Origin of the sequence: Bacteroides oleiciplenus YIT 12058, assembly GCF_000315485.1 — a bacterium.
GTDB lineage: Bacteria > Bacteroidota > Bacteroidia > Bacteroidales > Bacteroidaceae > Bacteroides > Bacteroides oleiciplenus.
The window spans coordinates 68,634-91,154 of the sequence record NZ_JH992940.1 but is presented as its reverse complement, the minus strand read 5'-3'; the positions used below and the strand labels follow the sequence as shown (position 1 = coordinate 91,154).

Annotated in this window: 25 protein-coding genes; 17 read left to right on the top strand and 8 right to left on the bottom strand. The window is 45.0% G+C overall.

Features of this window, described 5'->3' with window-relative positions; translation table 11 throughout:
* Positions 1-8: 8 nt before the first annotated feature.
* Together HMPREF9447_RS00390 and HMPREF9447_RS00385 are read left to right on the top strand one after the other, a co-directional pair.
* Positions 9-1,115: a glycosyltransferase family protein gene (locus tag HMPREF9447_RS00390; protein WP_009127216.1), complete on the top strand. Its 1,107-nt coding sequence runs from the start codon at positions 9-11 to the stop codon at positions 1,113-1,115.
* Between the two features lie 26 nt (positions 1,116-1,141).
* Positions 1,142-2,590: a lipopolysaccharide biosynthesis protein gene (locus HMPREF9447_RS00385; RefSeq protein ID WP_009127215.1), complete on the top strand. Its 1,449-nt coding sequence runs from the start codon at positions 1,142-1,144 to the stop codon at positions 2,588-2,590.
* Between the two features lie 7 nt (positions 2,591-2,597).
* Here the strand turns inward: HMPREF9447_RS00385 and HMPREF9447_RS00380 are convergent, their stop codons facing one another.
* A complete protein-coding gene (locus tag HMPREF9447_RS00380; protein WP_009127214.1) occupies positions 2,598-3,482 on the bottom strand; it encodes an alpha-1,2-fucosyltransferase in 885 nt (294 codons plus the stop codon).
* Between the two features lie 166 nt (positions 3,483-3,648).
* On the opposite strand from HMPREF9447_RS00380, the gene HMPREF9447_RS00375 reads away from it, so the two are divergent.
* Both HMPREF9447_RS00375 and HMPREF9447_RS00370 read left to right on the top strand, forming a co-directional pair.
* Positions 3,649-4,596, top strand: a complete 948-nt coding sequence (locus HMPREF9447_RS00375) for a glycosyltransferase (protein ID WP_009127213.1) — start codon at positions 3,649-3,651, stop codon at positions 4,594-4,596.
* A 5-nt stretch (positions 4,597-4,601) separates the two neighbouring features.
* On the top strand, positions 4,602-5,741 hold the full coding sequence (locus HMPREF9447_RS00370) for a glycosyltransferase family 4 protein (RefSeq protein ID WP_009127212.1): 1,140 nt from the start codon (positions 4,602-4,604) through the stop codon (positions 5,739-5,741).
* Positions 5,742-5,758: 17 nt separating this feature from the next.
* Here HMPREF9447_RS00370 and HMPREF9447_RS00365 read toward each other — a convergent pair whose 3' ends face one another.
* The 3 genes from HMPREF9447_RS00365 to HMPREF9447_RS00355 all read right to left on the bottom strand — a co-directional run bounded on the left by HMPREF9447_RS00365 (position 5,759) and on the right by HMPREF9447_RS00355 (position 8,923).
* The gene (locus HMPREF9447_RS00365; RefSeq protein ID WP_009127211.1) at positions 5,759-6,817 is read right to left on the bottom strand and encodes an acyltransferase family protein; all 1,059 of its coding nucleotides are present in this window, start codon (positions 6,815-6,817) and stop codon (positions 5,759-5,761) included.
* 66 nt (positions 6,818-6,883) lie between these two features.
* Complete coding sequence (locus HMPREF9447_RS00360; protein ID WP_009127210.1) at positions 6,884-7,738, bottom strand: glycosyltransferase family 2 protein; 855 nt, start codon at positions 7,736-7,738, stop codon at positions 6,884-6,886.
* Positions 7,739-7,765: 27 nt separating this feature from the next.
* On the bottom strand, positions 7,766-8,923 hold the full coding sequence (locus HMPREF9447_RS00355; RefSeq protein WP_009127209.1) for a glycosyltransferase family 4 protein: 1,158 nt from the start codon (positions 8,921-8,923) through the stop codon (positions 7,766-7,768).
* Positions 8,924-9,047: 124 nt separating this feature from the next.
* On the opposite strand from HMPREF9447_RS00355, the gene HMPREF9447_RS00350 reads away from it, so the two are divergent.
* The 7 genes from HMPREF9447_RS00350 to HMPREF9447_RS00320 all read left to right on the top strand — a co-directional run bounded on the left by HMPREF9447_RS00350 (position 9,048) and on the right by HMPREF9447_RS00320 (position 15,137).
* Entirely contained in the window at positions 9,048-9,941 is an 894-nt protein-coding gene (locus tag HMPREF9447_RS00350) for a glycosyltransferase family 2 protein (RefSeq protein WP_009127208.1), read from the top strand.
* Positions 9,942-10,557: 616 nt separating this feature from the next.
* On the top strand, positions 10,558-11,553 hold the full coding sequence (locus tag HMPREF9447_RS00340; protein ID WP_244267569.1) for a DUF4373 domain-containing protein: 996 nt from the start codon (positions 10,558-10,560) through the stop codon (positions 11,551-11,553).
* 175 nt (positions 11,554-11,728) lie between these two features.
* Positions 11,729-13,543, top strand: a complete 1,815-nt coding sequence (locus HMPREF9447_RS00335; protein WP_009127205.1) for a bifunctional DNA primase/helicase — start codon at positions 11,729-11,731, stop codon at positions 13,541-13,543.
* Positions 13,544-13,597: 54 nt separating this feature from the next.
* A complete protein-coding gene (locus tag HMPREF9447_RS00330) occupies positions 13,598-13,843 on the top strand; it encodes a DUF4248 domain-containing protein (RefSeq protein WP_009127204.1) in 246 nt (81 codons plus the stop codon).
* Positions 13,844-13,983: 140 nt separating this feature from the next.
* Complete coding sequence (locus HMPREF9447_RS00325; RefSeq protein WP_009127203.1) at positions 13,984-14,493, top strand: HU family DNA-binding protein; 510 nt, start codon at positions 13,984-13,986, stop codon at positions 14,491-14,493.
* 102 nt (positions 14,494-14,595) lie between these two features.
* On the top strand, positions 14,596-14,691 hold the full coding sequence (locus HMPREF9447_RS28275) for a smalltalk protein (protein WP_009127202.1): 96 nt from the start codon (positions 14,596-14,598) through the stop codon (positions 14,689-14,691).
* Between the two features lie 2 nt (positions 14,692-14,693).
* Positions 14,694-15,137 (top strand): N-acetylmuramoyl-L-alanine amidase, encoded by a 444-nt coding sequence (locus tag HMPREF9447_RS00320; RefSeq protein WP_009127201.1) that lies wholly within the window; start codon positions 14,694-14,696, stop codon positions 15,135-15,137.
* A gap of 686 nt (positions 15,138-15,823) precedes the next feature.
* Here HMPREF9447_RS00320 and HMPREF9447_RS27330 read toward each other — a convergent pair.
* Positions 15,824-16,318 carry a hypothetical protein gene (locus tag HMPREF9447_RS27330; RefSeq protein ID WP_009127200.1) on the bottom strand — a complete coding sequence of 165 codons (495 nt, stop codon included), beginning with the start codon at positions 16,316-16,318 and terminating at the stop codon, positions 15,824-15,826.
* Positions 16,319-16,572: 254 nt separating this feature from the next.
* Between HMPREF9447_RS27330 and HMPREF9447_RS00310 the strand changes: the two genes are divergently transcribed.
* Positions 16,573-16,836, top strand: coding sequence for a hypothetical protein (locus HMPREF9447_RS00310; protein ID WP_009127199.1), 264 nt, complete (start codon positions 16,573-16,575; stop codon positions 16,834-16,836).
* Between the two features lies 1 nt (position 16,837).
* Entirely contained in the window at positions 16,838-17,044 is a 207-nt protein-coding gene (locus tag HMPREF9447_RS00305) for a hypothetical protein (RefSeq protein WP_009127198.1), read from the top strand.
* A 249-nt stretch (positions 17,045-17,293) separates the two neighbouring features.
* Here HMPREF9447_RS00305 and HMPREF9447_RS28990 read toward each other — a convergent pair whose 3' ends face one another.
* The gene (locus HMPREF9447_RS28990; protein ID WP_244267568.1) at positions 17,294-18,274 is read right to left on the bottom strand and encodes a hypothetical protein; all 981 of its coding nucleotides are present in this window, start codon (positions 18,272-18,274) and stop codon (positions 17,294-17,296) included.
* Between HMPREF9447_RS28990 and HMPREF9447_RS28985 the strand changes: the two genes are divergently transcribed.
* From HMPREF9447_RS28985 to HMPREF9447_RS00285, 4 genes are read left to right on the top strand one after another with little or no spacing between them, the layout of a single operon-like run.
* Entirely contained in the window at positions 18,266-19,177 is a 912-nt protein-coding gene (locus HMPREF9447_RS28985) for a hypothetical protein (RefSeq protein WP_244267567.1), read from the top strand. The two genes, HMPREF9447_RS28990 and HMPREF9447_RS28985, sit on opposite strands and share 9 nt — an antisense overlap.
* Before the next feature lie 36 nt (positions 19,178-19,213).
* On the top strand, positions 19,214-20,107 hold the full coding sequence (locus tag HMPREF9447_RS00295) for an AAA family ATPase (RefSeq protein ID WP_009127196.1): 894 nt from the start codon (positions 19,214-19,216) through the stop codon (positions 20,105-20,107).
* Positions 20,104-20,763 carry a P-loop NTPase family protein gene (locus tag HMPREF9447_RS00290; RefSeq protein ID WP_009127195.1) on the top strand — a complete coding sequence of 220 codons (660 nt, stop codon included), beginning with the start codon at positions 20,104-20,106 and terminating at the stop codon, positions 20,761-20,763. The genes HMPREF9447_RS00295 and HMPREF9447_RS00290 overlap by 4 nt, the downstream gene beginning before the upstream one ends.
* A gap of 24 nt (positions 20,764-20,787) precedes the next feature.
* Positions 20,788-21,084 (top strand): hypothetical protein, encoded by a 297-nt coding sequence (locus HMPREF9447_RS00285; RefSeq protein WP_009127194.1) that lies wholly within the window; start codon positions 20,788-20,790, stop codon positions 21,082-21,084.
* On the opposite strand, the gene HMPREF9447_RS00280 is transcribed toward HMPREF9447_RS00285, so the two are convergent.
* A complete protein-coding gene (locus HMPREF9447_RS00280) occupies positions 21,081-21,329 on the bottom strand; it encodes a DUF4248 domain-containing protein (protein ID WP_009127193.1) in 249 nt (82 codons plus the stop codon). The genes HMPREF9447_RS00285 and HMPREF9447_RS00280 overlap by 4 nt on opposite strands.
* A 490-nt stretch (positions 21,330-21,819) precedes the next feature.
* Positions 21,820-22,299 carry an HU family DNA-binding protein gene (locus HMPREF9447_RS00275; RefSeq protein WP_009127192.1) on the bottom strand — a complete coding sequence of 160 codons (480 nt, stop codon included), beginning with the start codon at positions 22,297-22,299 and terminating at the stop codon, positions 21,820-21,822.
* Between the last annotated feature and the right edge of the window lie 222 nt (positions 22,300-22,521).

Below are 22,521 nucleotides of genomic sequence, written 5' to 3'. Positions count from 1 at the left end.
CCAATTATATGCGAGCATTATTTCTTGTTTTTTATGGTTTCCAGGAATACAATGGTATCAGTAAGAAAATTAGATATCAAGTAAATGCACTTAAGCAATGTGGCTTAGACGTACATACCTGCTACTATGAAGTTTGTGAAAACGGAGAAAGACAGTGGATGGTTGATAATAATATCCTGGTAGATCTGGGAAAAGGCATCATTGCAAAGATAAAAAAAAGAATATCATTCGCCCCTATCATTCGTTACATCCGAGAAGAACAGATTTCATTAGTATATATCCGTTATTACCATAATGCCAATCCATTCACGATACACCTTGTAAAGGCTATTAAAAAATTAGGAGCCAAAGTCGTATTGGAAATCCCAACCTATCCTTATGATCAAGAGTTTATTGACCAGAAGTTAAACTTATGTATAGACAAGATATTCCGTCATGATTTATGTAAACAATTAAATGCCATAGTGACCTTTTCCAATGATGTCATGATTTTCGGGCAGCGTACCATCCGCATTTCCAATGGGATTGATTTCAGCTCCATCCCCTTACGTCAGCAGATACATACAATGGAGAATGAGCTACATTTAATAGGCGTTGCTGAAATTCACTTCTGGCATGGCTTCGACCGGATAATAAACGGATTAAAAGAGTATTATACACAAAATCCTACTTATAAAGTATATTTTCACATTGTAGGCAATCTTTCAGGTGAGAGAGAGAGACAAGAAATAGAAAAGCCAATTCACACATACGGGCTATCTCCCTACGTGGTTCTTCATGGTGCAAAACATGGAAACGAATTAGATGCACTTTTTGAAAAAGCTGATTTTGCGGTCGGTAGTCTGGCCCGTCACCGCAGTGGTATACAAAATATTAAAACATTGAAAAACCGGGAATATGCAGCACGAGGTTTCGGATTCATTTATTCAGAAACAGACGATGATTTTGAAAGAATGCCTTATATACTGAAAGCACCAGCCAATGAAACTCCAATCGAAATTTCAAAGGTAATAGCATTTTGCAAAAAGCAAACGCTTCCTCCACAAGAAATCAGAGATTCGATCCGAAATCTATCATGGAAGGAACAAATGAAAAAAGTGTATGATAGTATATAAGTTCATTCCTAAAAGAAAGACTAATTATGGCAAATATTAAACAGCAGATGCTCTCTGGAGTATTCTATACGGCAATAGCTAAATATTCAGGCTTGGTCATATCATTAGTTGTAATGGCTATCCTGGCACGCCTATTGTGTCCCGACGATTTTGGTACTGTGGCTATTGCTACTGTCTTTATCAACTTCTTCAGCATCTTCACCAATATAGGAATTTCTTCGGCCATTGTTCAGAACAAGGAATTGACATCGTCAGATATAAACAAAATCTATATGTTTACAGTATGGATAGGAATCATACTAAGCGCATTATTCTTTTTATCCACAAATTTTATCGCCGACTACTATCAAGACAACCGACTCCTCCCTATCTGCCAACTTCTGTCAGTGAACTTGTTCTTTGCATCAGCCGGAACCGTACCTAATACTTTATTTTTCAAAGATAAAGACTTCAAGTTTATCGCATGGCGAACTTTCATCATTCAAATATTGGTAGGTGTTCTTGCTATTGTAGCGGCTTTAATGGGAGTCGGTCTCTATACATTACTTATCCAGCCTATTTTGTCAAGTGCATTGATTTTCTTCATTTCTCTAAGAAAATATCCCCAAAAACTCCTGTGGACATGGGGCATAGATAGCCTCAAGAAAATATGGGCCTATTCCATGTATCAATTTTTTTTCAGTGTAATGAGTTACTTCATTCGCAATTTAGACAAGATGCTGATTGGAAAATATATCGGTATGGCACCACTCGGCTATTATGAAAAGTCCTATCGGTTGATGTCTCTGCCCATACAAAACATTACCTATGTCATCACTCCTGTATTACATCCTATTTTGAGTGATTATCAAAAGGAAAAAGAAAGATTGGCTACTATTAACGAGCGCATGGTGCGGCTACTGGCATTTATCGGTTTCCCTTTAGGCATCCTCCTCTTCTTCTGCGGACGCGAGCTAATGCTGTTTGTATTTGGCCCCCAATGGGAACCTTCCATACCCGCTTTTCAAATACTTTCACTGAGCGTTGGGCTGCAAATCGTAATGTCATCGTCCGGTTCATTCTTCCAAAGCAGTAACGATACACGCGGACTTTTCATCTGCGGCATCTTTACAGCCTTTGTCACCTGCACTGGATTCCTAATATGTATCCTATTTTTCCGCACTTTGGAGGCTTTTGCCTATAGCATGTTGATATCCTACATATTGAGTTTCATGCAGTGCTATTGGCAGCTCTATCACTATCAGTTCCATCGTAATATATTACATTTGTACAAACAGTTCACCTCCCCCTTATTTGTCACACTGCTCATAGGAGGGTTACTATATCTTATCTCCTTCTATTCGACCAATTGGAATATATTGATAAGCCTTTGCGTAAAAAGCTTTCTGACATTACTCTTATGGGGAAGTTATATACAATGGCGTAAAGAATACGACATCATAAATAAAATCCAAAAAAGAATTCGCGAACGTTAATCATCTATTACTTTCTTTCTAATCGATGCCGTATTTTCATCTCCAGTCGTATGCATATCGACTTCAATTGATACAGAAGCGGGGTTCGGTTGGGTAAAGGAATCCAAGAATCCGGACATAAATCGGATGTATCATAATGAGAATAGTGCGGCCCGAACCACGGAGTCGGATAAAACACTTTCTTATCCGGGTTGGCATTCAACCAAGCTCCCCACCAGCTAAAAGAACTGTTGCTGATTATATTATTTGTAGCCAGGCTTTGCAAATAGAAATCCTCCAACATAGAGTTACCTTTATCTGCAAACATATAATTCTGTTCTTTGAAGTGCTTCTTACACCACTTCAAATCATCACTGATTATTACGAAAAGTGTATTTTCTCCTATTTGTTCAATAGCTTTTCTAAAATAATCCAAAGAACAGATACTAAAACGATGAGGTAACTTGAGATAATCCCCCCGGCGTACATGAATGCAAGTAAAAGTTTGTTTCAAAATCTCTCCATATTTTTGCTCCAATTTATCCCCTATTTCTTCAGGCATAGCATACAATTGCCGCATTAAATCACTATCAATATATTTATAAGACTGAAAATACCCGTCAACCTGCAAATCTTTTCCTTCATAAGGAATTGGCTTGTATGGGAAATCTCGCCAACTATATAAAGGAATATCAACTGGAGCCTCACGTACAAATTCTATTTCACGAAAAATACTTTCTTTAAAAAAAGAAACATACTCCCACATCGATTCATCACTGATAGTAGTTATTGCTTCTGTATCAGGAGCTACTACCACCTTAAAATCCGTACCATACCTCTTTGCAAGGGAAGCACCAACTGCTATTTGAAACAAATAGTTACCAAAACGGCCACTTAATCGGATATAAATCATAGTTCAAAAAACAATTCAATAATAAAAATAAAGATTGATTCTCATCTTTCAGGTAAAGATAAGGCTTTTAGAGTAGAATAACGCCTAGGAGACAAGATATTTATCCGGAGAAATAGAAAAAAATCTAATTAGATTTATTACATTTGTCCGGCATCAAAACTATATAATGATGAATAATTGTTCTGCTATCAATTCGTCTGTCAAAGTTTCTGTTATTATACCTGTTTATAATACAGCCGCTTATTTGTATGACGCTTTAGATAGCATCTGTAACCAGACGCTGAAAGATTTGGAAATCATTCTTATTAATGATGGATCCACAGACAACAGTCAACATATTATTGAAGAATATGCTAGGAAAGACAATAGAATAAAATTTCTTATCCAGCCTAATCAGAGACAAGGCGTAGCGCGCAACAATGGTTTACAACTGGCTACCGGCCAATATATTTATTTCATGGATAGTGACGACATCCTAGATACAGATGCCTTAAGACAATGTTACGAAATGTGCGAAAAAAGAGGACTTGACTTTGTTACTTTCGATGCAAAAACCATATATGAAGTTCCCATTTCACCAAGTACTTTCAACTATTGTAGAAAAGGAAAAATTGACGAACAAAAAATTTGGAATGGAATAGAGCTAATGCATCACGAATTAGAACATGACACTTTCTATGTTGTTCCCTGGCTATGTTTTACCAAACATTCTTTCCTCAAGCAATATTTCGGAGGATTCCCTTCCGGAGTAATCCACGAAGATACTATTTTTGTGGTACAAATCATGTTGAATGCTCATCGGGTCGGCTACATACCGCGACCATTTTTTAAGCGCAGAATACGAAATAGTTCGACTATGGCGACAAGTTTTAGTATGCACAATATCGAGGGGTATACTTTAGTTTGTACACAAATACGCAGTTGGGTACAGCAACATGCTGAGTGGAACGCTATTATTGACTTATATTTAAGGAAGACACTAAATTCTGTCATTTGGTTAGGCCATAAGATGAAAACACTTGAGAAAATAGAAACTTACTGTCGCTTCCAACGTTTACATCTATCCCAATACGTCAACTTAAAAAATTGGATTGTTTTCTGGCTTAAAATTTAAAACTCATGAAAAAGAAACTGACACTTCTTTGGAGAAAACTTGACTCATTAGAGTTTGGGAAAGATGTAGTATTAGTACCCTATTATTTAGGAAAGGCTTTAGACTATCAAACAGAAATCTGTTGCGGCTACTCCGAGAAAATAGCCGAGCTCATTCCTACTCTATCCAAGAAAGGACTGAAATTTCCCAAGAAGCCATTAGGACATAATCCATACCTGAGAATCCCTGTTTATATAAAATACTTGTTTCAGAATGCTTCACGCATTGATTTATTGATGTGTTTTCACTGGAAACTGGAAACATTAATCAATATTTTACTCTATAAACTATTGAACAAACGTGGGCAAGTTTACATTAAGCTGGATACAAGTTCTGGTCAGGAATGGGATCTGACAAGACATACTTTTTTAGGAAAAGTTTTACGAAAGATATTGTACACAAGTTGCTTAAAAAATGTAGATGTATTGTCATGTGAGACCTCCCAAGCTTATAACTTCCTGCGTAACAATAGCGAATTCAGTAAACCGATGAGTCAAAAACTAGTCCTGATGCCTAATGCCTTTGATGAAGAGGAATTTGTCACATCCGGGATTTCAGAGAAGGAATTCCAACAAAAGGAAAATCTGATAATTACTGTAGGGCGCTTGGGTAGTCATCAAAAGAACACTGAAATGATTCTGGCTGCATTGGAGCACATAGAACTAAAGGCATGGAAATTTGTTTTAATAGGTCCCATAGAAGAAAAGTTTCATCAAGCCATAAAACATTTCTACCAAAAATATCCCGAGAAAAAGGAACAAATCGTCTTTATAGGAAAAATAAACAACAAAAAAGATTTATGGGAATGGTACAACCGGGCTAAAGTTTTTGTATGCACTTCACGCTGGGAAAGCTACGGTATTGTTCTGAATGAAGCCAAACGTTTCAGGAATTACATTATCAGCACAAATGTAGGAGGTGCAGCTGATTTAATTGAACAAGAAAAATACGGTTCCTTCGTAAAACAAGAAGATAGTACAGATTTGAATCGCCTTCTTTCACTAATTGTAAATGGTACTATTAATACAGACACATATCAGGACTATGATGTAAAACAGTTATCCTATCAAAGAGAAATCAATGTATTACTAAAATATCTTCAATAAGTAAAAACAACTACACTTCATCGCCCTCCCGTCGACCATCTTAAGAAACCGGGCGCATATTTTCGTAAGCACCAAAAAGCGAAATAAGCAACAACAACATCAATTGCTACCGCTGCAAAATATATAGCTATCACCTGAAATTCACTGGTGTGATCTACCCAGCGAAGAGTAAACTTACGAATAAAACGAATCATGGGGTCGTGAATGATGTAAAGAAAAAAACTGCCAGAAGTCAAAAATACAATATCATGTATTTTTGACTTCTCTATCAGTACTGTTACTAAAGCAATAATAAAAAATACCCCTACAAAAATCAGTGTGCGATGCACATAAAAACCAGTGGTGGTTCCACTCAATAAAAAGTCTGCCAGCAATAATAATGGAGTGAGAATAAAAAGAGACGGCGCTATCTTTCGCACCTCTTCTGTTAAACTTTTGCCATATATACTAAAACAAGCACCTATGAAGAAAAAAAGAAGACCACTCTCCCAGTTCGGAACTTCCCATTTTGCGAACCATATAAAACCAAAACAGAGTATAGCTACAAATTTGGCATAGCGTGCCAAAAGGTATATAATAGGCGCACATATAATGAGAATAAGGAGGTCACGGACAAACCACATCTGAGTAAGAATAGGATTTCCCCCTTTATGCGACCAAAAAGCAAACAGAAAATCATGCAAATCAAAATCATGTACTAACTTGCCACCCTCGTTAAACAAAGTTTGTATCGTCGGAATTGATTCAGCTACATAATAAGCAGCAATAATAAAAGCATTCCAAAATATATATGGTACGAATAATGAGTAAAAACGTTTCTGTATTTTACTCTTATAACACATCCACGTCTGCTGATATTTGCCAAAGAAAAGATAGCCTGATATTAGAAAAAACACGGGTACTCCCATCTCACCAATTTGCAATGAGAAGAAACGTGTAACACCTCTATACACAGGAAGATCTTTCCAATAATCATATATTTGTACCGATGTATAAGCGTGAAAAAACACGATAAAGATACTCATCACAAACCGGGTGATGTTAAGTGCTTGAGACTCCTGTTTATTTATTATCATTGTTTATCTAAATCAATAAATTCTCTTCATGCAAAGATATATTATTAAAAATAAATAGAGAAAAAATCACTTCTTTATCAAATTCGATTCTTCATCCTTATATTCCTTAGCTGATGTAAATACATGCTTTATCTTCGTAAACGCTTGCAACACCCGCTTCCAAAAGCTTCCCGACAAGGAGCCCCCACCTACTGTCCCATATCCTGTTATAGCACGCACTTTAGAATTTCTAAGAAAAACAAGACGACCATATTCACGAAGACCGAATGCCAAGGCCCCATCCTCACCACGGATGATATGAGTGCGAATGCCGACCTTTCTTGCCTCCTCTGTCCGATAAGCAAACACTAAGCCCCGAACGCTAAGTTCAGGACGCTTGAAAGACTGCAACCACAAGTAGCAGTCACGAGAAAGTGTATATAGATGAAGCCCGATACGCGAATGCTGTTTATCAGGATAATAGCCCCATGTTGCACTAACCCCCATCACATCAGGGTTCTTCTCCATAACCTCAATCATAGCATCTACATAAGTGGGGGGATAAAGTGTATCTGCATCAATATTTATATGATACTTTCCACGTGCATTCATCAGTCCACAAAGGCGGGCATGACCGCAGCTATGCTGTAACTCTGTATAAAATGGTAAGCCAACAGCACTGTAAATATCAGCAGTACGGTCCTGAGAATCATTATTTACCCCAATGATTTCAATGGGATAACGGGTTTTCATCTCGCTCAATGCCCACAAACAAGCCAGCAAATGCTTCTCTTCATTATATGCAATAATGGAGACTGTAACCAAAGGCGTAGCGCTTTGAAGCTGTTTCAAATTGGAACGTACTTCCGAAATGATTCCGGCAAAAGCCACCTCATCGAAACTTTTCTCATAAACCTGTAAATATCGACTGTACCAACTCATAATCAAATTATATTAATTATCTCTATCCTACATAGGATGAGAAAGTAATGACTCAAATAATTCAATCCACTGCGCGCCAATAACATCCATCTTGTATTCGGCTGCTTTCCGCCGTGCTTCTTGCCCCATCTCATGGCACAATTCTTCATTTTCAATCAGATGGTTGATGCCATCGGCAAGCCCTGCAATGTCCCCTTCAGGAATCAGAAGGCCGTCTTTCCCATTAGAAATAATATCACGCGGCCCACAATGGCAAGTGAAAGCTACAACCGGAAGCCCACAAGACATCGCTTCTACAATGACCAATCCGAAACCCTCGAAACGTGAACTCAACACAGACAAAGAACTTTCGCAAAACTTAGAAACGACATCTGAAACAGAATGCTCAAGGAAACAACTATTCGTCAATCTCAGTTCCTCCACTTGTTTCTGCAACTGGTCACGCAGGTGTCCGTCTCCATAAATTTTCAAAATCCAATCAGGATGTTTGTCTGCAACTATACGCCAAGCATTGATTAAACGATCAAAACCCTTTTGCGCAACATAACGCCCGACAGCAATGACTTGCTTATGAGTGCAATCAGAAATAGTGTCAGGAAAAAAGGACACAGGATTAGGAATAACGCAAACATTCTGCAATTCGGGCCAGAAAGCAGCATCTTCGTGCGTCAGCACTACAAACTTCGACAACTGACATAGTTCACGTATTAATGATTTCATCCAGCAACGTTCAATGTAGGTGTTAAGCCAGGAAGGCAACCAGGAAATATTGAAGTTACGATAATGGATACGGTCAAAATGAATTTCTCCCATCTTCACACTACCATCGGTCATACGGTTAATAACATTTATATCACGTCGCAACAGTGACACAGTAATATCAGGCTTCACTGCACAAAGGCATTCGTTTAGTTTTGTTCTCAGTATTCGCATACGCTTTTGATAAAGCCATACCCGGCGAGGAAGCGCATAACGATAAGGTTCTTCAAAGTCAATATTCAGTTGATGTAATTTAATGGAAGGATCCAAAGGAAAATAAGGAGGCTTATCCCCTCCATCTGTCAGGATGATATGAATCTCATATCCGTGTTGAACCAGATAGTTGACTTTTAACGTAAGAACACGCTCCATACCACTGGGATAATAAAGGGCGGGAATGCAATAAGCTATCCTTGTTTTCTTCATATAGTAACACCTTCAATTGGTTGCTTCTACAAAGAAACCATTTTTTTCGCATATATTCCAATAGCGAAGAAAAAAAATCAATAGAGAAAATGTATCTTTGCGACATAAGTAAAGATAAAGGGAAATGGAAAACTGCACGAAAGCTCTCGTCTCTGTCATCACTGTCAACTACAATGGGTTGCATGACACCTGTGAAATGATTGAATCGTTTTATCGACACGAAACCTACCCCTATGAAATGATAGTTGTAGATAATGGTTCAATGAAACCTGAAGCAGAAGAAATTGAAAAGCTTCATCCGGAAGTGAAAGTAGTGCGGAATGTAAATAACGGCTTCGCCGGAGGAAACAATGCAGGACTGGCTGTGGCAAAGGGAGTCTATCTATTTTTTATCAACAACGACACCATTATTAAAGGACCTATACTGGCCATTTTAGTACAACGACTACAATCTGATGCCAAGAATGGGGGGGTATCACCGATGTTAAAATTTGCCGAAGCTCCCGATACGCTGCAATATGCAGGATTCACTCCACTCACCCCTATCACGCTACGCAATTCTTCCATCGGATTTATGGAAAAAGAACAGCCTTGCTTTCAGATAGCCAATGAAACAGCTTCTCTTCATGGTGCTGCCATGATGGTGAGTCGTGAAGTTTTACAACAAGTCGGTCCTATGGCAGAAGTTTATTTCCTTTTCTATGAAGAATTCGACTGGTCAACACGTATACAACATGCCGGCTATAAACTATGGTATGAACCAGCAGCCATAGTTTATCATAAAGAAAGTATGACAGCCAAAAAGGGAACTCCCCTAAGAGAATTCTATCTCTCTCGCGCGCGCATTCTGTATGCTCGCCGCAATGCACCAAGAAATAAAAAAAATCTGTCATGCCTATACATTACCCTCATCGCTGCTCCTAAAAAAGCAATGGTATATCTGTTAAAAGGAAAATTCCAACTGGCAATAGCTGTTATCCGCGGTACTTTTAGCGGACTTATTTCTCCTAAACAATAAAAAGAAATTTTTCCTTCAAACATCCTTACTTACCTCAGATTATGTCTACCTTTGCCACGTTCAAAAAAAATGATTATTATGGAAAAAAATTCAAACTTACCGTCCAAGTTGAAGACAGTAAACCGTGGACATTCGATGGGACAACCACGCACACAGACAAAAGATTAGTTTTAACCCAAATCTTTAAAAAGGTTCTCAAAACGTTATACAAAAGAGACAATGATACTAGTTTTCGGGAATTCAAGGAGTTAGCCCCCATCAAGAATAAGATCAAAAGAATAGAAGAAGCTATGAAAAATAAGAAAAAATAAAAAAATAGCCCTCATTAACATCATTTAGCAAAAGTACGTTTTTTGACTATTCAGAGAACGTACTTTGTTATATATCAATACAAAAAGCAAAGAAATACCGTACCCAAATTGGCCCATTTGAGATTATTGATTGCTTATATTTGCACCGTCAAAAAAGGAAAACCCTACGAAAAAACGCCGTCGCCGCCACAAGCAACCCCGCTTTGCGCAAGAATTTTCCCACTACATTCAACTAATCATAAACATAAAAAATGAAAAGAAACTTTTATCTGCAGCATTCGCTTATGGCCATGAATGACCCCCGAATGAGGAACTTGACCGAAGAAGAGGGTTTGAAGGGCCTCGGAGCTTACTGGATTATTATTGAAAAACTGGCACTACTGCCCGAACCCAGAGCGCAACTGGAATATTTGCGCCCTTTCTGCAGCAGCAAAAAAATCTCCTTTGCCTACCTTACAAAAATCATTCTGGAATACCAGCTTTTCAAACTCGAAGAGGACGGATATTTCTCCGCCGAAGAACTGAATCCCGTGAAAAAGAGAGAGAAAAAAGCGGCGGAAAATGACGGAAAATCTACCGATTCCAAGCCAAAAAATGACGAAAAACAGCAAAAAACGTCTGGAAATGATGCAGAAAATCAACCCGAAAATGCCGCTAAATCACTGGAAAACAACAAATCTGCAAAACAAACGCCGGATTCATTTAAAGAGAATATAAAAGATATAATAACATCATCAGCAAAAGAAAAAGAAACTGCTGCTGACCATGATGTTAATTTTCCAATCGTCCGCCATGGTTCGCTGACCGTCTGCGATGGTTCCGGTCGTCCGCAACCGGCGTTGCAACCCGTATGTCCCTGGCAGGAGCTGGTGGACGAGCTGGCGGAAAGAACTCCCTGGCTGGAAGCGGTCTGTATGCAAAGTGACTACGGAACGCTGCTGATGCGCCACATCAAGGAGGCCGTAGAGTGCTTCAAACAGCATATCAAAATCTACGACAAATGGCACGACCTACTGACACAGAGCGATGCACGCCGCTATTTCGTCAACTACACAAAGACCGGGCAAACCTCTCAAGCCCTGCGTACAACCCTCCTTGCCCTCGACGCCAAGCAGCAATCTGCCGCCCCACCCGACCCTCATCGCTATGAACAGCTCGTCAACGGCCGACGCACCTACCTGGGCTGCCCCATCCCCGATGACGCCCCACCCCGACCGGACGCAACAGCCTTCTGGAACGAAACAACACACTCATGGTGTTCGCCAAATGCCACACCTAAGCGTCCCAAACGCCACACTTGAGCTGGGGGAACGCCACACCTGAACACATCCAATGCCACACCTCAGTAAAGCCAATGCCACACTTCGTGGACATCCAAGTGTGGCATCGGCACCCGCGAAATGTGGCATCGCGGATGTTGAAGTGCGGCATTAGCAAACGATTAAAAAAAATAAACTTAAAACAGTCAAACGAACAATGAGAAATTTTCACCAGTACGGAATCGATACCAAAGGCCGCAACAGCGGCAAGATCAAAACTATCTGCCCCAAGTGCAACGACACCCGCGGACACAAAGGAGACAAATCGCTCGCCGTCAACCTGAGCGAAGGAGTTTGCTACTGCCATCACTGCGGCTACAAGCTCTACGTGCCTGACGATGCCGAAGAACGCCAACGAAAACAGCGCCAAGAGCAACTCCGGAAAGTCAGCCAACTACCCTCGCACTTCCGCCGTCCCACATTCGACCCCGCAAAAGCAAAGTTGAGTGAGAAATTGGAGAAATACTGGACACAAGAGCGTTGTCTCGCCCAGAACCTACTCGCAGAACTGCGCATCACCGAAGAATGCACCAAGCTACCGGGCAACAATGAAATAGAGAACTGCCTATGTTTCAACTACTTCGAGAACGGCATACTCATCAATACCAAGTACCGCAGCGCACTGAAGCACTTCAAGATGGTGACCGGTGCCGAACTCATCCCCTACAACATCGACGCCATTGCCGACACCCCGGAGTGCATCATCACCGAAGGCGAATTTGATGCCTGCGCCTTCATGAGCGCCGGACGGAAAGACGTCATCTCCGTACCTGCCGGTGCACAGAGCAATCTCACGTGGATGGACCGCTTTGTGGAGACGCACTTCGAACAAAAAAAAGTGATTTACATCGCTGCCGACGAGGATGGAGCCGGACAAGCGCTACGCCATGAACTCGTTCGCCGCCTGGGAGCGGAACGTTGCCGCCTGGTACACTTCGGCCCCGGATGCAAGGACGCCAATGAGCATCTGATCCGCTATGGCGCAGAAAGCCTGCTCATCACCCTGGCGCAAGCTGAAGAAATCCCACTGGAAGGCGTATTCACCGCCGAGGACTACCGGGAAGACCTGCGTGCGCTCTTCGAAAACGGGCTGTGCCGCGGCGCCGATACCGGTTGGGACAACTTTGACGCGAACTGCACCTTCGAAACCGGGCGTTCCGTAGTGGCAACAGGGAGCCCGGGTCACGGAAAATCAGAATTCATCGACGAACTCGTCCTGCGCCTCTGCCTGCGCCACGGGTGGAAAATAGCCTACTTCAGCCCCGAAAACTCACCAGTCAATTACCATCATGCCAAGCTGATTGAAAAGTTGACCGGACTGCAATTCGGCCCCGTGCCAGGCATGACGGAAGAGCTATACAACCACTCTGTGAACTGGCTGACAGCCAATGTGACGCACATCTTGCCGGGCACCGATGCCTGCACCATTGACCATATTCTGGAAAAGGCCCGCCAATTGGTGTATCGTCGCGGAGTGCGCATCCTCGTCATCGACCCGCTGAATCGCCTGGACCAACAATTGGAGCCGGGGCAGACGGAACTGATGTACATCACTTCACTGCTAGGCAAATTGAACCGCTTCGCCGTGCAGCACAAATGCCTGGTCATCCTTGTGGCACACCCGCGCAAGATGAACCGCAACACCGCCACCGGCGAACTGCGCCGGGTGGAGATGAACGACATCAATGGTTCGGCCAACTTCGGTAATATGTCCGATTACTGCCTCTGTGTAAGTCGCGACGATGCCAAGCAGCTCGTCACCGTCTACATCGACAAAGTTCGTTTCAAGCATCTGGGCAGTGCTAATACGGATGCCAAGTTCGTCTACAATCGCTTGAACGGCCGCTACTGGCCTTGTGAGGAAGACATCGTACATGGTCCGGACGGGGATAAACCGGGACCGGTAAATACAAAATTCGACAATGAAAATTGGTTGAAAAATATAGCGGAACAGGGTTGCTTATTCAACTAAAAATCAGTACATTTGTACATCTTTAAAAGCAGTAAACAACTTAAACTTCAAGGTATGAAAACAGAAGATGACCCGAAACCTGATGCCCACTTCCCGATACGTACTTACGGGAAAGGAGAATTGGCACTGTGTTACATTCACGGAGTTTGCCAACAATCTGCAGTTAACCAGTTCAACAAATGGATATGCACAGCTCCCGGACTGGAGCAGAGCTTGCTGGACACGGGTATGAAATGCAGGAGTAAACATTATACGCCTGCACAAGTGAGACTTATTGTCAATGTTTTTGGGGAACCTTAGGGTTCCCTTTTTTTATTCTCCTTTATTCTTCACTTAACTCCGCTTACCTTCACTTAACTCCGTCCTCCCCGCTCCCACGCTGTATCTTTGTCCCATCAACGTTGAGAAATTAATTATTAACCATTAAAACATTATTCAACATGTCAAATGCTTTAGTAGTGCGCACAAAGCGCCACAAGAAAATCGGCGACGCAGCTTCCCCGATGGTTTTCACCCTGAGACGTAAGACGAAAGATGCTAAAATCTTCAGTCTTGCGCGCATTGCCCAGGACATCGAAGCACTGGGTGGAATGTCGGCCGAAGATGTGGAGCACGTAGGCAAAGCCATCGTCCGCCAAATGCGCCAAACTCTGACCGATGGTAACAGTGTCCGCCTGGACGGTTTCGGAATTTTCCATACCACTTTTAAATGTCGTGCCACCGAAGTGGCCAAGGACTGCACGGTGAAGAATATCGAACGTGTCAACATCCGCTTCAAGGTGGCAAATACCTTGCGGCTGACCAATGACAGCAACGCCACCACCAAAGGAATGCCAAACAATATTGTCTTCGAATTGGTGACGGAAGATGGCAGCTCGTCCACCGGTGGCGGCGGTTCTTCTTCCGGCGGTAGCGGAGAAGGGGGGCTGGAAGAAGACCCGCTGGGATAGGTTCTAACGCCTTCGGCGTTAGAAATTAAGAATGAAAAATGAAAGGCTGCGCAGCCCGTTAATCACTAATCACTAACCATTAATCACTAATCACTAATTTACATGAAAAAAACGACTTGGGACAAGATTTTAAAAGTAATTATTGCAGTGGCTTCGGCTATAATAGGCGCTTTTAGTGCGAATGCGATGAATCCATAAGTATGAGAAAGATTGATTTAATTGTCATTCATTGTAGTGCCACTTGCGAGGACCGTCCCTTTACCGAGCAGGACTTGGACACCGCTCACCGCCTTCGCGGCTTTGATGGCATTGGCTATCATTTCTACGTGCGTCGGAATGGTGATATCAGATCCACACGCCCGGTCGAGAGGGTTGGTGCCCACGCGAAGGGCTACAATGCTCACAGTATCGGAATATGCTATGAGGGTGGTCTGGATTGCTACGGAATGGCAAAGGATACCCGGACGGAGTGGCAAAAGCATTCCCTACAGGTGCTGGTGCGGGCGTTGAAGATGGATTATCCGGAGGCAAAGGTTGTGGGACACCGGGATTTGAGTCCGGACGTGAATGGGAATGGGGAGGTGGAGCCGATGGAGTGGACAAAGGAGTGTCCGTGCTTTGAAGTTGGAAAAGAGGGGTGGTAACCCCTCTTTTTTATTATCCGTCTTCTTCTTAAGAGAAACAAAACATCCTGTATATAAACCCAATAGAGAGTAAAGCACAGAATAGCCTCTAATATTCAACGAATTAAGTAGGATAACCACTTGTGAATGAAATGAAATCGAATGGTCGCACAAGACTTACATCATTATTACCAAATGCAGAAATAAACAAAAGGAGGATAAGGATGCGGGAATAGCACAACTGTTAAATGGGGAGTTGAGGATACTGTTGGGGATACTGGTTGGGAATACAATGATGTATCGATCAATTACTGAGGCTGGGGTTGGAGATACTTTTTATCGTTGAGAAACAGGGTATCCTTGAAGTGATGTTTCTTTCGATGTGGCATCTTTAAACGATTTAAAGGGATTTTCACAGGGGGATGATACAGTATCGCAGAGGAAGGAATAGGAGTGCGAAATTGATATAATTGGTTGAACTTTAATCACTATACGCGTTTTAGATGGTATTATTACGACGAAAATGTGCGCGCGACTGCATATTTGCCAATTACTGCACACTTAGCAATTATCGCATGAATCTGTAATCTGCTTAAAAGAAAGCTCACAGAGGGACACAAGGTATGCAGATTAATTATCACATGAATCCGTAATCTGCTTAAAAGGACAACGACAGAATCGGCAGGATCGGAGTCGGCTGCAAAGTGTTACTTTATAGTAGCAGGTCTCACAGTCTCCGACGAGGCTAAAACCGGATGATGCTCCTTATACTTTTCCGGTTGGGAGTCATATTGCGATAGCTCGGATTCAAGATGACGGATACGTTCTTTCAAACCGCCAAGCTCTTCGATGAGGGATTTGTTCTCATCGTCCTTCTCTTTATACATCTTATATAAGAAAGAATCGCTTTCAAGTGTAGCCAGAAGGGCGGTCTGAGGAGAACCCGATGCAGCTCCCGACTCTTCACTGTCACGAAGCATAGAACCACGACCGGTGAGAAGCCAATCTGAATCAATAGGAAACACCAATACAGTGTTTTGGATAGCCGTTAATCCAACATTACTCCTTCCTTTTGAAATTTCAGTAATCAAAGAGGCACTGACTGATATCTTAGACGCAAAGTCTTTGTTGTCAGATACATACTTTCCACTAATCAGGTATTCCAATACCTTCAGAAAGCGTACAGAGAGCTCGTTTAGCATATAAAAATACAGTTTACTGTAAAAATAAATATCATCTCCTTTTGTTTGGTACAGAATACTGTATACCTTTGCATCAGGTTAAACGTTTACAGCGCACAAAGAAACGAAAAAAGGCGCATAAAAACAATAATCAAAGAGCAGAATATGAAAAAGGGAAAGGGCGGTTGATGGAAGATATTTGCCATGGGAAAATAGAGAAATGACCCCATGACAAGAAAGAATAGTGACAGACGAACAATTAAACTATTTATAGTATGAAGAAAATAGAATGGGAAAATCCGAAGAAAAAGGGTGAAGCTTATACTCACCTTATGAAGGTATTTAAAGTGAGCAGACCTACCGTCAGTCTGGCGATGAGTTTCAAACGGAACAGTTTGGAAGCGGCACGCATGAGGCATGTGGCACTGACGCAGCTTGGAGCGAAGTTGCTGAGTGATGAGGAAAAGGGTCCGCAGACAGTGAGGATACTGAATGCGAAGGGAGAAACCGTAAAGGCAGTGGTAATGGAAGAAATGTGATATGGACAGGAAACTGACAGGTAAAGAGCGGGCATTTCTCGCGGAGCTGGCGGCATTGTTGCAGCAATATGACTGCCTGATGCAGGTAGAGGATAATGAAATCTGCCTCGATATGGAAGACGAGACGGGCGATGAGCGCAAGGCGATGCACTTGCCGGGAGTGTACGCCTGGTTCGATATTGAATATTTCATGAATAAGAACTCTTGAAAGATAAAATCTCTGACTATGGAAATGTTTGGAAAGACACCGTGTGTGACGTTTGACGAGCTCGTAGGGAGCGGAATAATGAGCCAGGCGAATTACAAAAAACATGTTCGCGACGGAAAGTTCCGCGTACTCAGAAGAGGAGGCAACGGGCGGAAAGCGCAAATTGCCTATGAAAGTCTGCCGGAGGCCATCCGCACAGCTTATGACGCAAGGAATCCCCGGGCCAAAGAGCAGCTCACCCAACCACAACTACCCATGAACGAACGTCTGAACAGTGACAGCAAAGCTGTGGAGTTCTTCAAAAGGCACACCCCGAAAATCACACTGGAACGGCAGGCGGAATACACACTGAATGCCAAAGTATTGAACGCCATGAGGGCCAAAGAGGCGGATATGACCTGCCGGCACAGCACTTGCGGGTTCAGGAACAAGAAGTTGGTGCGCAACACTCTCCTCACCCTTTGCGAGCACCTGCGGCGGCAATACGGGCACACACTGCCCCGGAGCATACCGCGCCTGTTGGAGAAATACGATGCATACAAACGCTATGGTTATCAGGTGCTTGTGAATGGCAATTCGGGCAACCAGTCCGCCCGCAAGGTCGGTGCGCGCGAAGGGCGGCTGTTGCTGAAGCTGAAGCGCAGCAGGTTTCCGGTATACACCGATATGCAGATATTTGAAGAGTACAACCGGCAGGCGGAAATAAGGGGACTGAACCGGATTGAGTCTCCGCAGACGGTGAACAATTACCTCTACAAGACCAGCATCAAGTTGTGGTGGTATGCCGCTGTTCATGGTGAAGTGGCTTTCAAGAATGAGTTCATGCCGCAGTTCGACACCAAGTTGCCGGAAATGCCGAACACGCTGTGGTATGGCGACGGCACAAAGCTCAATCTTTACTACAAGGTGTACGACAAAAAGCAGAAGCGCATGGTGGCGCGCACCATCGACGTGTATGAAGTGATGGATGCCTGCACGGAAGTCTTTCTGGGCTACGCTTTCGGTGCGGAGAACTTCCTCACCCAATACGACGCCTACCGCATGGCACTGGAAACCTGGAAGGTGAAGCCGCACGAGATAGTGACCGACAACCAGGGCGGCCACAAGAAGCCCGAAGCGCAGGCTTTCTTCGGCAAGATATGCCACCTGCACAAGACGACCATGCCCCACAACGGCCAGTCCAAGAGCATAGAGAGCGCCTTCGGGCGTTTCCAGCAACAGGTGCTCCACAAGCTGTATAACTTCACCGGGCAGAACATCACCGCCGTGAAGGCAAACAGCCACGTGAACCTCGACCTTGTGATGGCCAACATAGCCCAACTGCCCACGCTGGAGGAGATGAAAGAACAATATATCCATTGCCGCCGGGAGTGGAACGACATGGAGCACCCCACTTCGGAAACCGGAATGACGCGCATGGAAATGTACACCACCTTCAACAGTCCGAACGCCGAACTGCTGGATGCCTACGAGGTGCAGGAACTCTTCAAGCTCGTCAGCCGGGACAGCGTGAAGTACAGCAAGCAGGGGTTCATCTTCGAACAGAACCGCCGGCAATACCGCTATATGGTGTATGCCGAAGACGGACTGGTGGACATGAATTTCCACATTCAGAACGTGGGCAACAGTTTCCACTACCGCTACGACCCGCAGGACATGACGATTATAGAGCTTTGGCTGTCCACTCCCTCCGGACTGGTTTATGCCGCTACCGCCACGCCGAAAGTCGTCATCCACCGCGCCACGGCCGACCGCACGCCGGAGGAGAACACGCTCCTATTCGCCCAGATACGCGAAAACGAACGCGCCCGCGCCGCCCACCACATCGCTTGCGAAGAGCTGATGCTGGAAGAGTGCATCAGCGAGGCCTACGTCCGGCTGAGGATACCGCGTCCCGTAGGCATCTCGCAGAAAGGCATGGAGCACTACCGCGAAGAGTATGCGGACGAAAGATTAATCCCGCCTGTAGAATTTCCTGAGGGGATGGGTCCCGGAACGTATGAAGAGACGTATGGAGAGGAAGAAGAGGATGAGAAAGAAGAGGCTCAAGGTATCGCCTCCGTGGGCGAATATACCAAAGCAACGTCTCAACTGACGGAAGCGGACTTTTACCAAAGTTTTTTCAACAATTAGGTATCATTCAGTAATCATTTAAATATCATTCAAACCATGAAAGAACTTACCAAACAGGATAAGGACTCTATCCGTGACGCCCTGATGGAATATTGCAGTAACTACCCCTCGCAGAATCGTGCCGGCGAGAGCCTGAACGGAGTGAGTACCGCCACGGTATCACAAATCTGCCATTCGAAGTACGCCAACATCAGCGACGACATGTTCAGCCGGATAGCCACACAGATAGGCCTCAACCTTGAACGCTGGACGCTGACCGAGAGCAGCACCTTTTCGCGCATCACCTTTGCCATGACCGACGCGCAGGCCTACAAAAACACCACTTGGATAGTGGGCGACGCAGGTTGCGGCAAGACCACCGCCGCCATCGAGTACCGCCGCGCACACCGCAACGTCTTCTACCTCCTTTGCAGCGAGGACATGAAGAAGAGCGACTTCGTGCGCGAGATAGCCCGCCAGGTGGGCGCCCCCACCGACGGAACCAACCTGCGGGACACGCTGGACTATGCCATCTCCCTCATCACCTTCCTCAACAACCCGCTCATCATCTTCGACGAGGGCGACAAGCTGACTGACTCCGTGTTCAGTTACTTCATCAGCATCTACAACCGGCTGGAGAACAAGAGCGGCATCGTCTTCCTCTCCACCAACTACATCAAACGCCGCATAGAGAACGGCCTGCGCTACAACAAGAAGGGGTATAAGGAGATACACAGCCGCATCGGCCGCAAGTTCTTCGACATAAACGTGGCCACCGAGCAAGACGTCTACGCCATCTGCCGGGCAAACGGACTGACGGACATGGCGGAGATAAAGCGGGTGCAGCGCGAAGCTGCACAGGGCGAGTACGACCTTCGACGGGTGAAGCGCGTGGTGCATGCCTGCAAGCGCATCCTCGAAGCCAAACGGACGGAAGGAGGACGGGCATGAGCAAAGCAGGGAACAGCGCCAAGACCTTTGCACGCAACGCCAAAGGTGTGCGCGAGGTGTTGAGCATGAAGTTCAGCACACTTGCCTTTGAGGGTGCATGGCACGATGCTTTCGGCACTCCCGAACGCCGGGGCGTGTGGCTCGTGTGGGGAAACACCGGAAACGGGAAGACTTCTTTCGTGATGCAGCTCTGCAAGGAGCTGTGCCGCTTCGGCCGCGTGGCCTACGATAGTCTGGAGGAAGGCGCCTGCCTGACGATGCAGAACACGCTGAAACGCTATAACATGCAGGACGTGAACCGCCGCTTCCTGTTGCTGGATGCCGAGCCGCTGGACGAACTCAGTCTGCGCCTGAAACGCCAGAAAGCGCCCGACTTCGTAGTGATAGACAGCTTTCAATATACGCAGATGACGTATGCCCAGTACATCAAGTTCCGCGAGCAGCACCGCAACAAACTGCTCATCTTCATCAGCCATGCCAGCGGCCGGAGCCCTGAAGGGCGCAGTGCCAAGAAGGTGGCATTCGATGCTTCGCTGAAGATTTATGTGGAGGGATACCGTGCACACTCCAAGGGGCGTTTCATTGGTCCGAAGGGGCACTTTGACATCTGGCCCGAGGAGGCGGCCAAGTATTATGGGGAAGACTTGAACGATTAACTATTATAGAAAAGGAGGTTTATCATGGGATTTGTGAAACGCTACGGCAATGATGCCGATTATCGCCGCCGACTGGAGGTGAAGTTGCAAAAGAGCACCGACCACATCGAAGAGTTGGCCGACTGGCTGTATGCACACACGTCGGACATCGAGAGCACGGAGTACGAACGGCGGTATGCCGAGTACAACTCGGAACTCCGCCGTCACGACATCTTCTCCGACGAGCTGGAACACTACGACAACCCCGCCCAAGCCTGGCGGGACAACCCGGAACGATGGCAGGGGCTGAACTGGGATTGCAGGAACAAAATCAGGTATTAGCAGCCCGGCTCGCCCAGGAACTCTATCACTGCTTCATATTGCAGGGGCGTCAGCGCCCTTTGCCGGGGGCGGTAGTAGAGTTCTTGCAGCCGGCGGGTAAGTTGGGGGTTCAGCAAGAACCAACGGTGAAGTTGGTTCACTGCACTCCGTGATGTGCTGTTCGGAAAGTATTGCTGGGCAAGGTCGCTCAGGTAGATGCCGCCAGCGTGTTTTTTTTCTATCTTCAATTTATCTTCGTCTTTCATGTTGTTGTTCTACGCTTTAATAATACTCATACTTTTTCTTTCGTTTGCCCGAAAGAAAAAGTATCAAAAAGAAAGGGCACGGGCTCAGTCTACGGTGCTACTCCGACACTGCCATGCGCAGACGGGGCTCGGACTCGCTTCGCTCAGACAATCGCCCCTTACCTGCGCCTGACAGCGCCTACGCTCACGCACCTACGCCTATGCCCGAAGGCTGCGCGGTGCAGGCAGCTGCGCAATGATTATGATAGGTATGCATATCATATTCTATTTCTATATACTGCACTCTCACGCCGCAAGGTTTTCCGGCCTCACTGTAGGGGCGTCAGCGTAGGCACTGTCAGGCGCAGGTAAGGGGCGATTGTCTGAGCGAAGCGAGTTCGAGCCCCGTCTGCGCATGGCAGTGTCGGAGTAGCACCGGAAGTGCAGCCTTGATTTTTTCTTTGGTATCTTTCTTTTGCATCAAGGCAAAAGAAAGTACATCACCAATACATCACCCCAGAGGATCCTCCTCCAGTCCCCCCTCTCCGGAGCCTCCTCCCGACCCACCGGGATTCAGTGGTGCCTCCCCTTTCTTGGGCACCCTCTGAAAAGTCAGTCCACCTTCTCCGGCTCGGGTGGTGGCCTTTACGGACTTTCCCGGTCGGAACTGAATATGTCCGCGGGTAATATTTGCACTGGTGAACTTCTTCTCGGTCTCGGCGCCATTGCTGCATATCTGCATCTGGAAAGAACCCAGATTCTCCAGACGTACAATCTTGCCGTTAGCCAGATTCTTGTTCATTTGCTTGATGAGGGCGCGCAGAACGTTCAACGCGTCACCATCGGTCAGCGAGGTGGCGTAGGCGATGTCGTCCGCCATCTCATCCATGGTTACTTCGCCGTCGGCTTGCGCCTTGGCGTAATACTTCTTCGGGGCATTCTCAACGCCCGGTTTGGTGCTCATCAGAGCAAGGGAATACTTTACACTCATTGTTTCTTTTTGACTTTTACATTGTTTCTTTCCGACGATTCTCATTCTTACCGATTGAGCCGCCCGGTTACGTCGTCCCGGCGGCCACCGCTTCTTTGTCGTCTCGCGATTTCTGACGGGGCAAAGGTACTCCGGCGGTCGGGAAAGGAGTTGTATAAAGTGCGGAATGATGCCGAATACGGGCTAATACAGGCGAAACAGGTCAATAGCCCGCACCTTGCC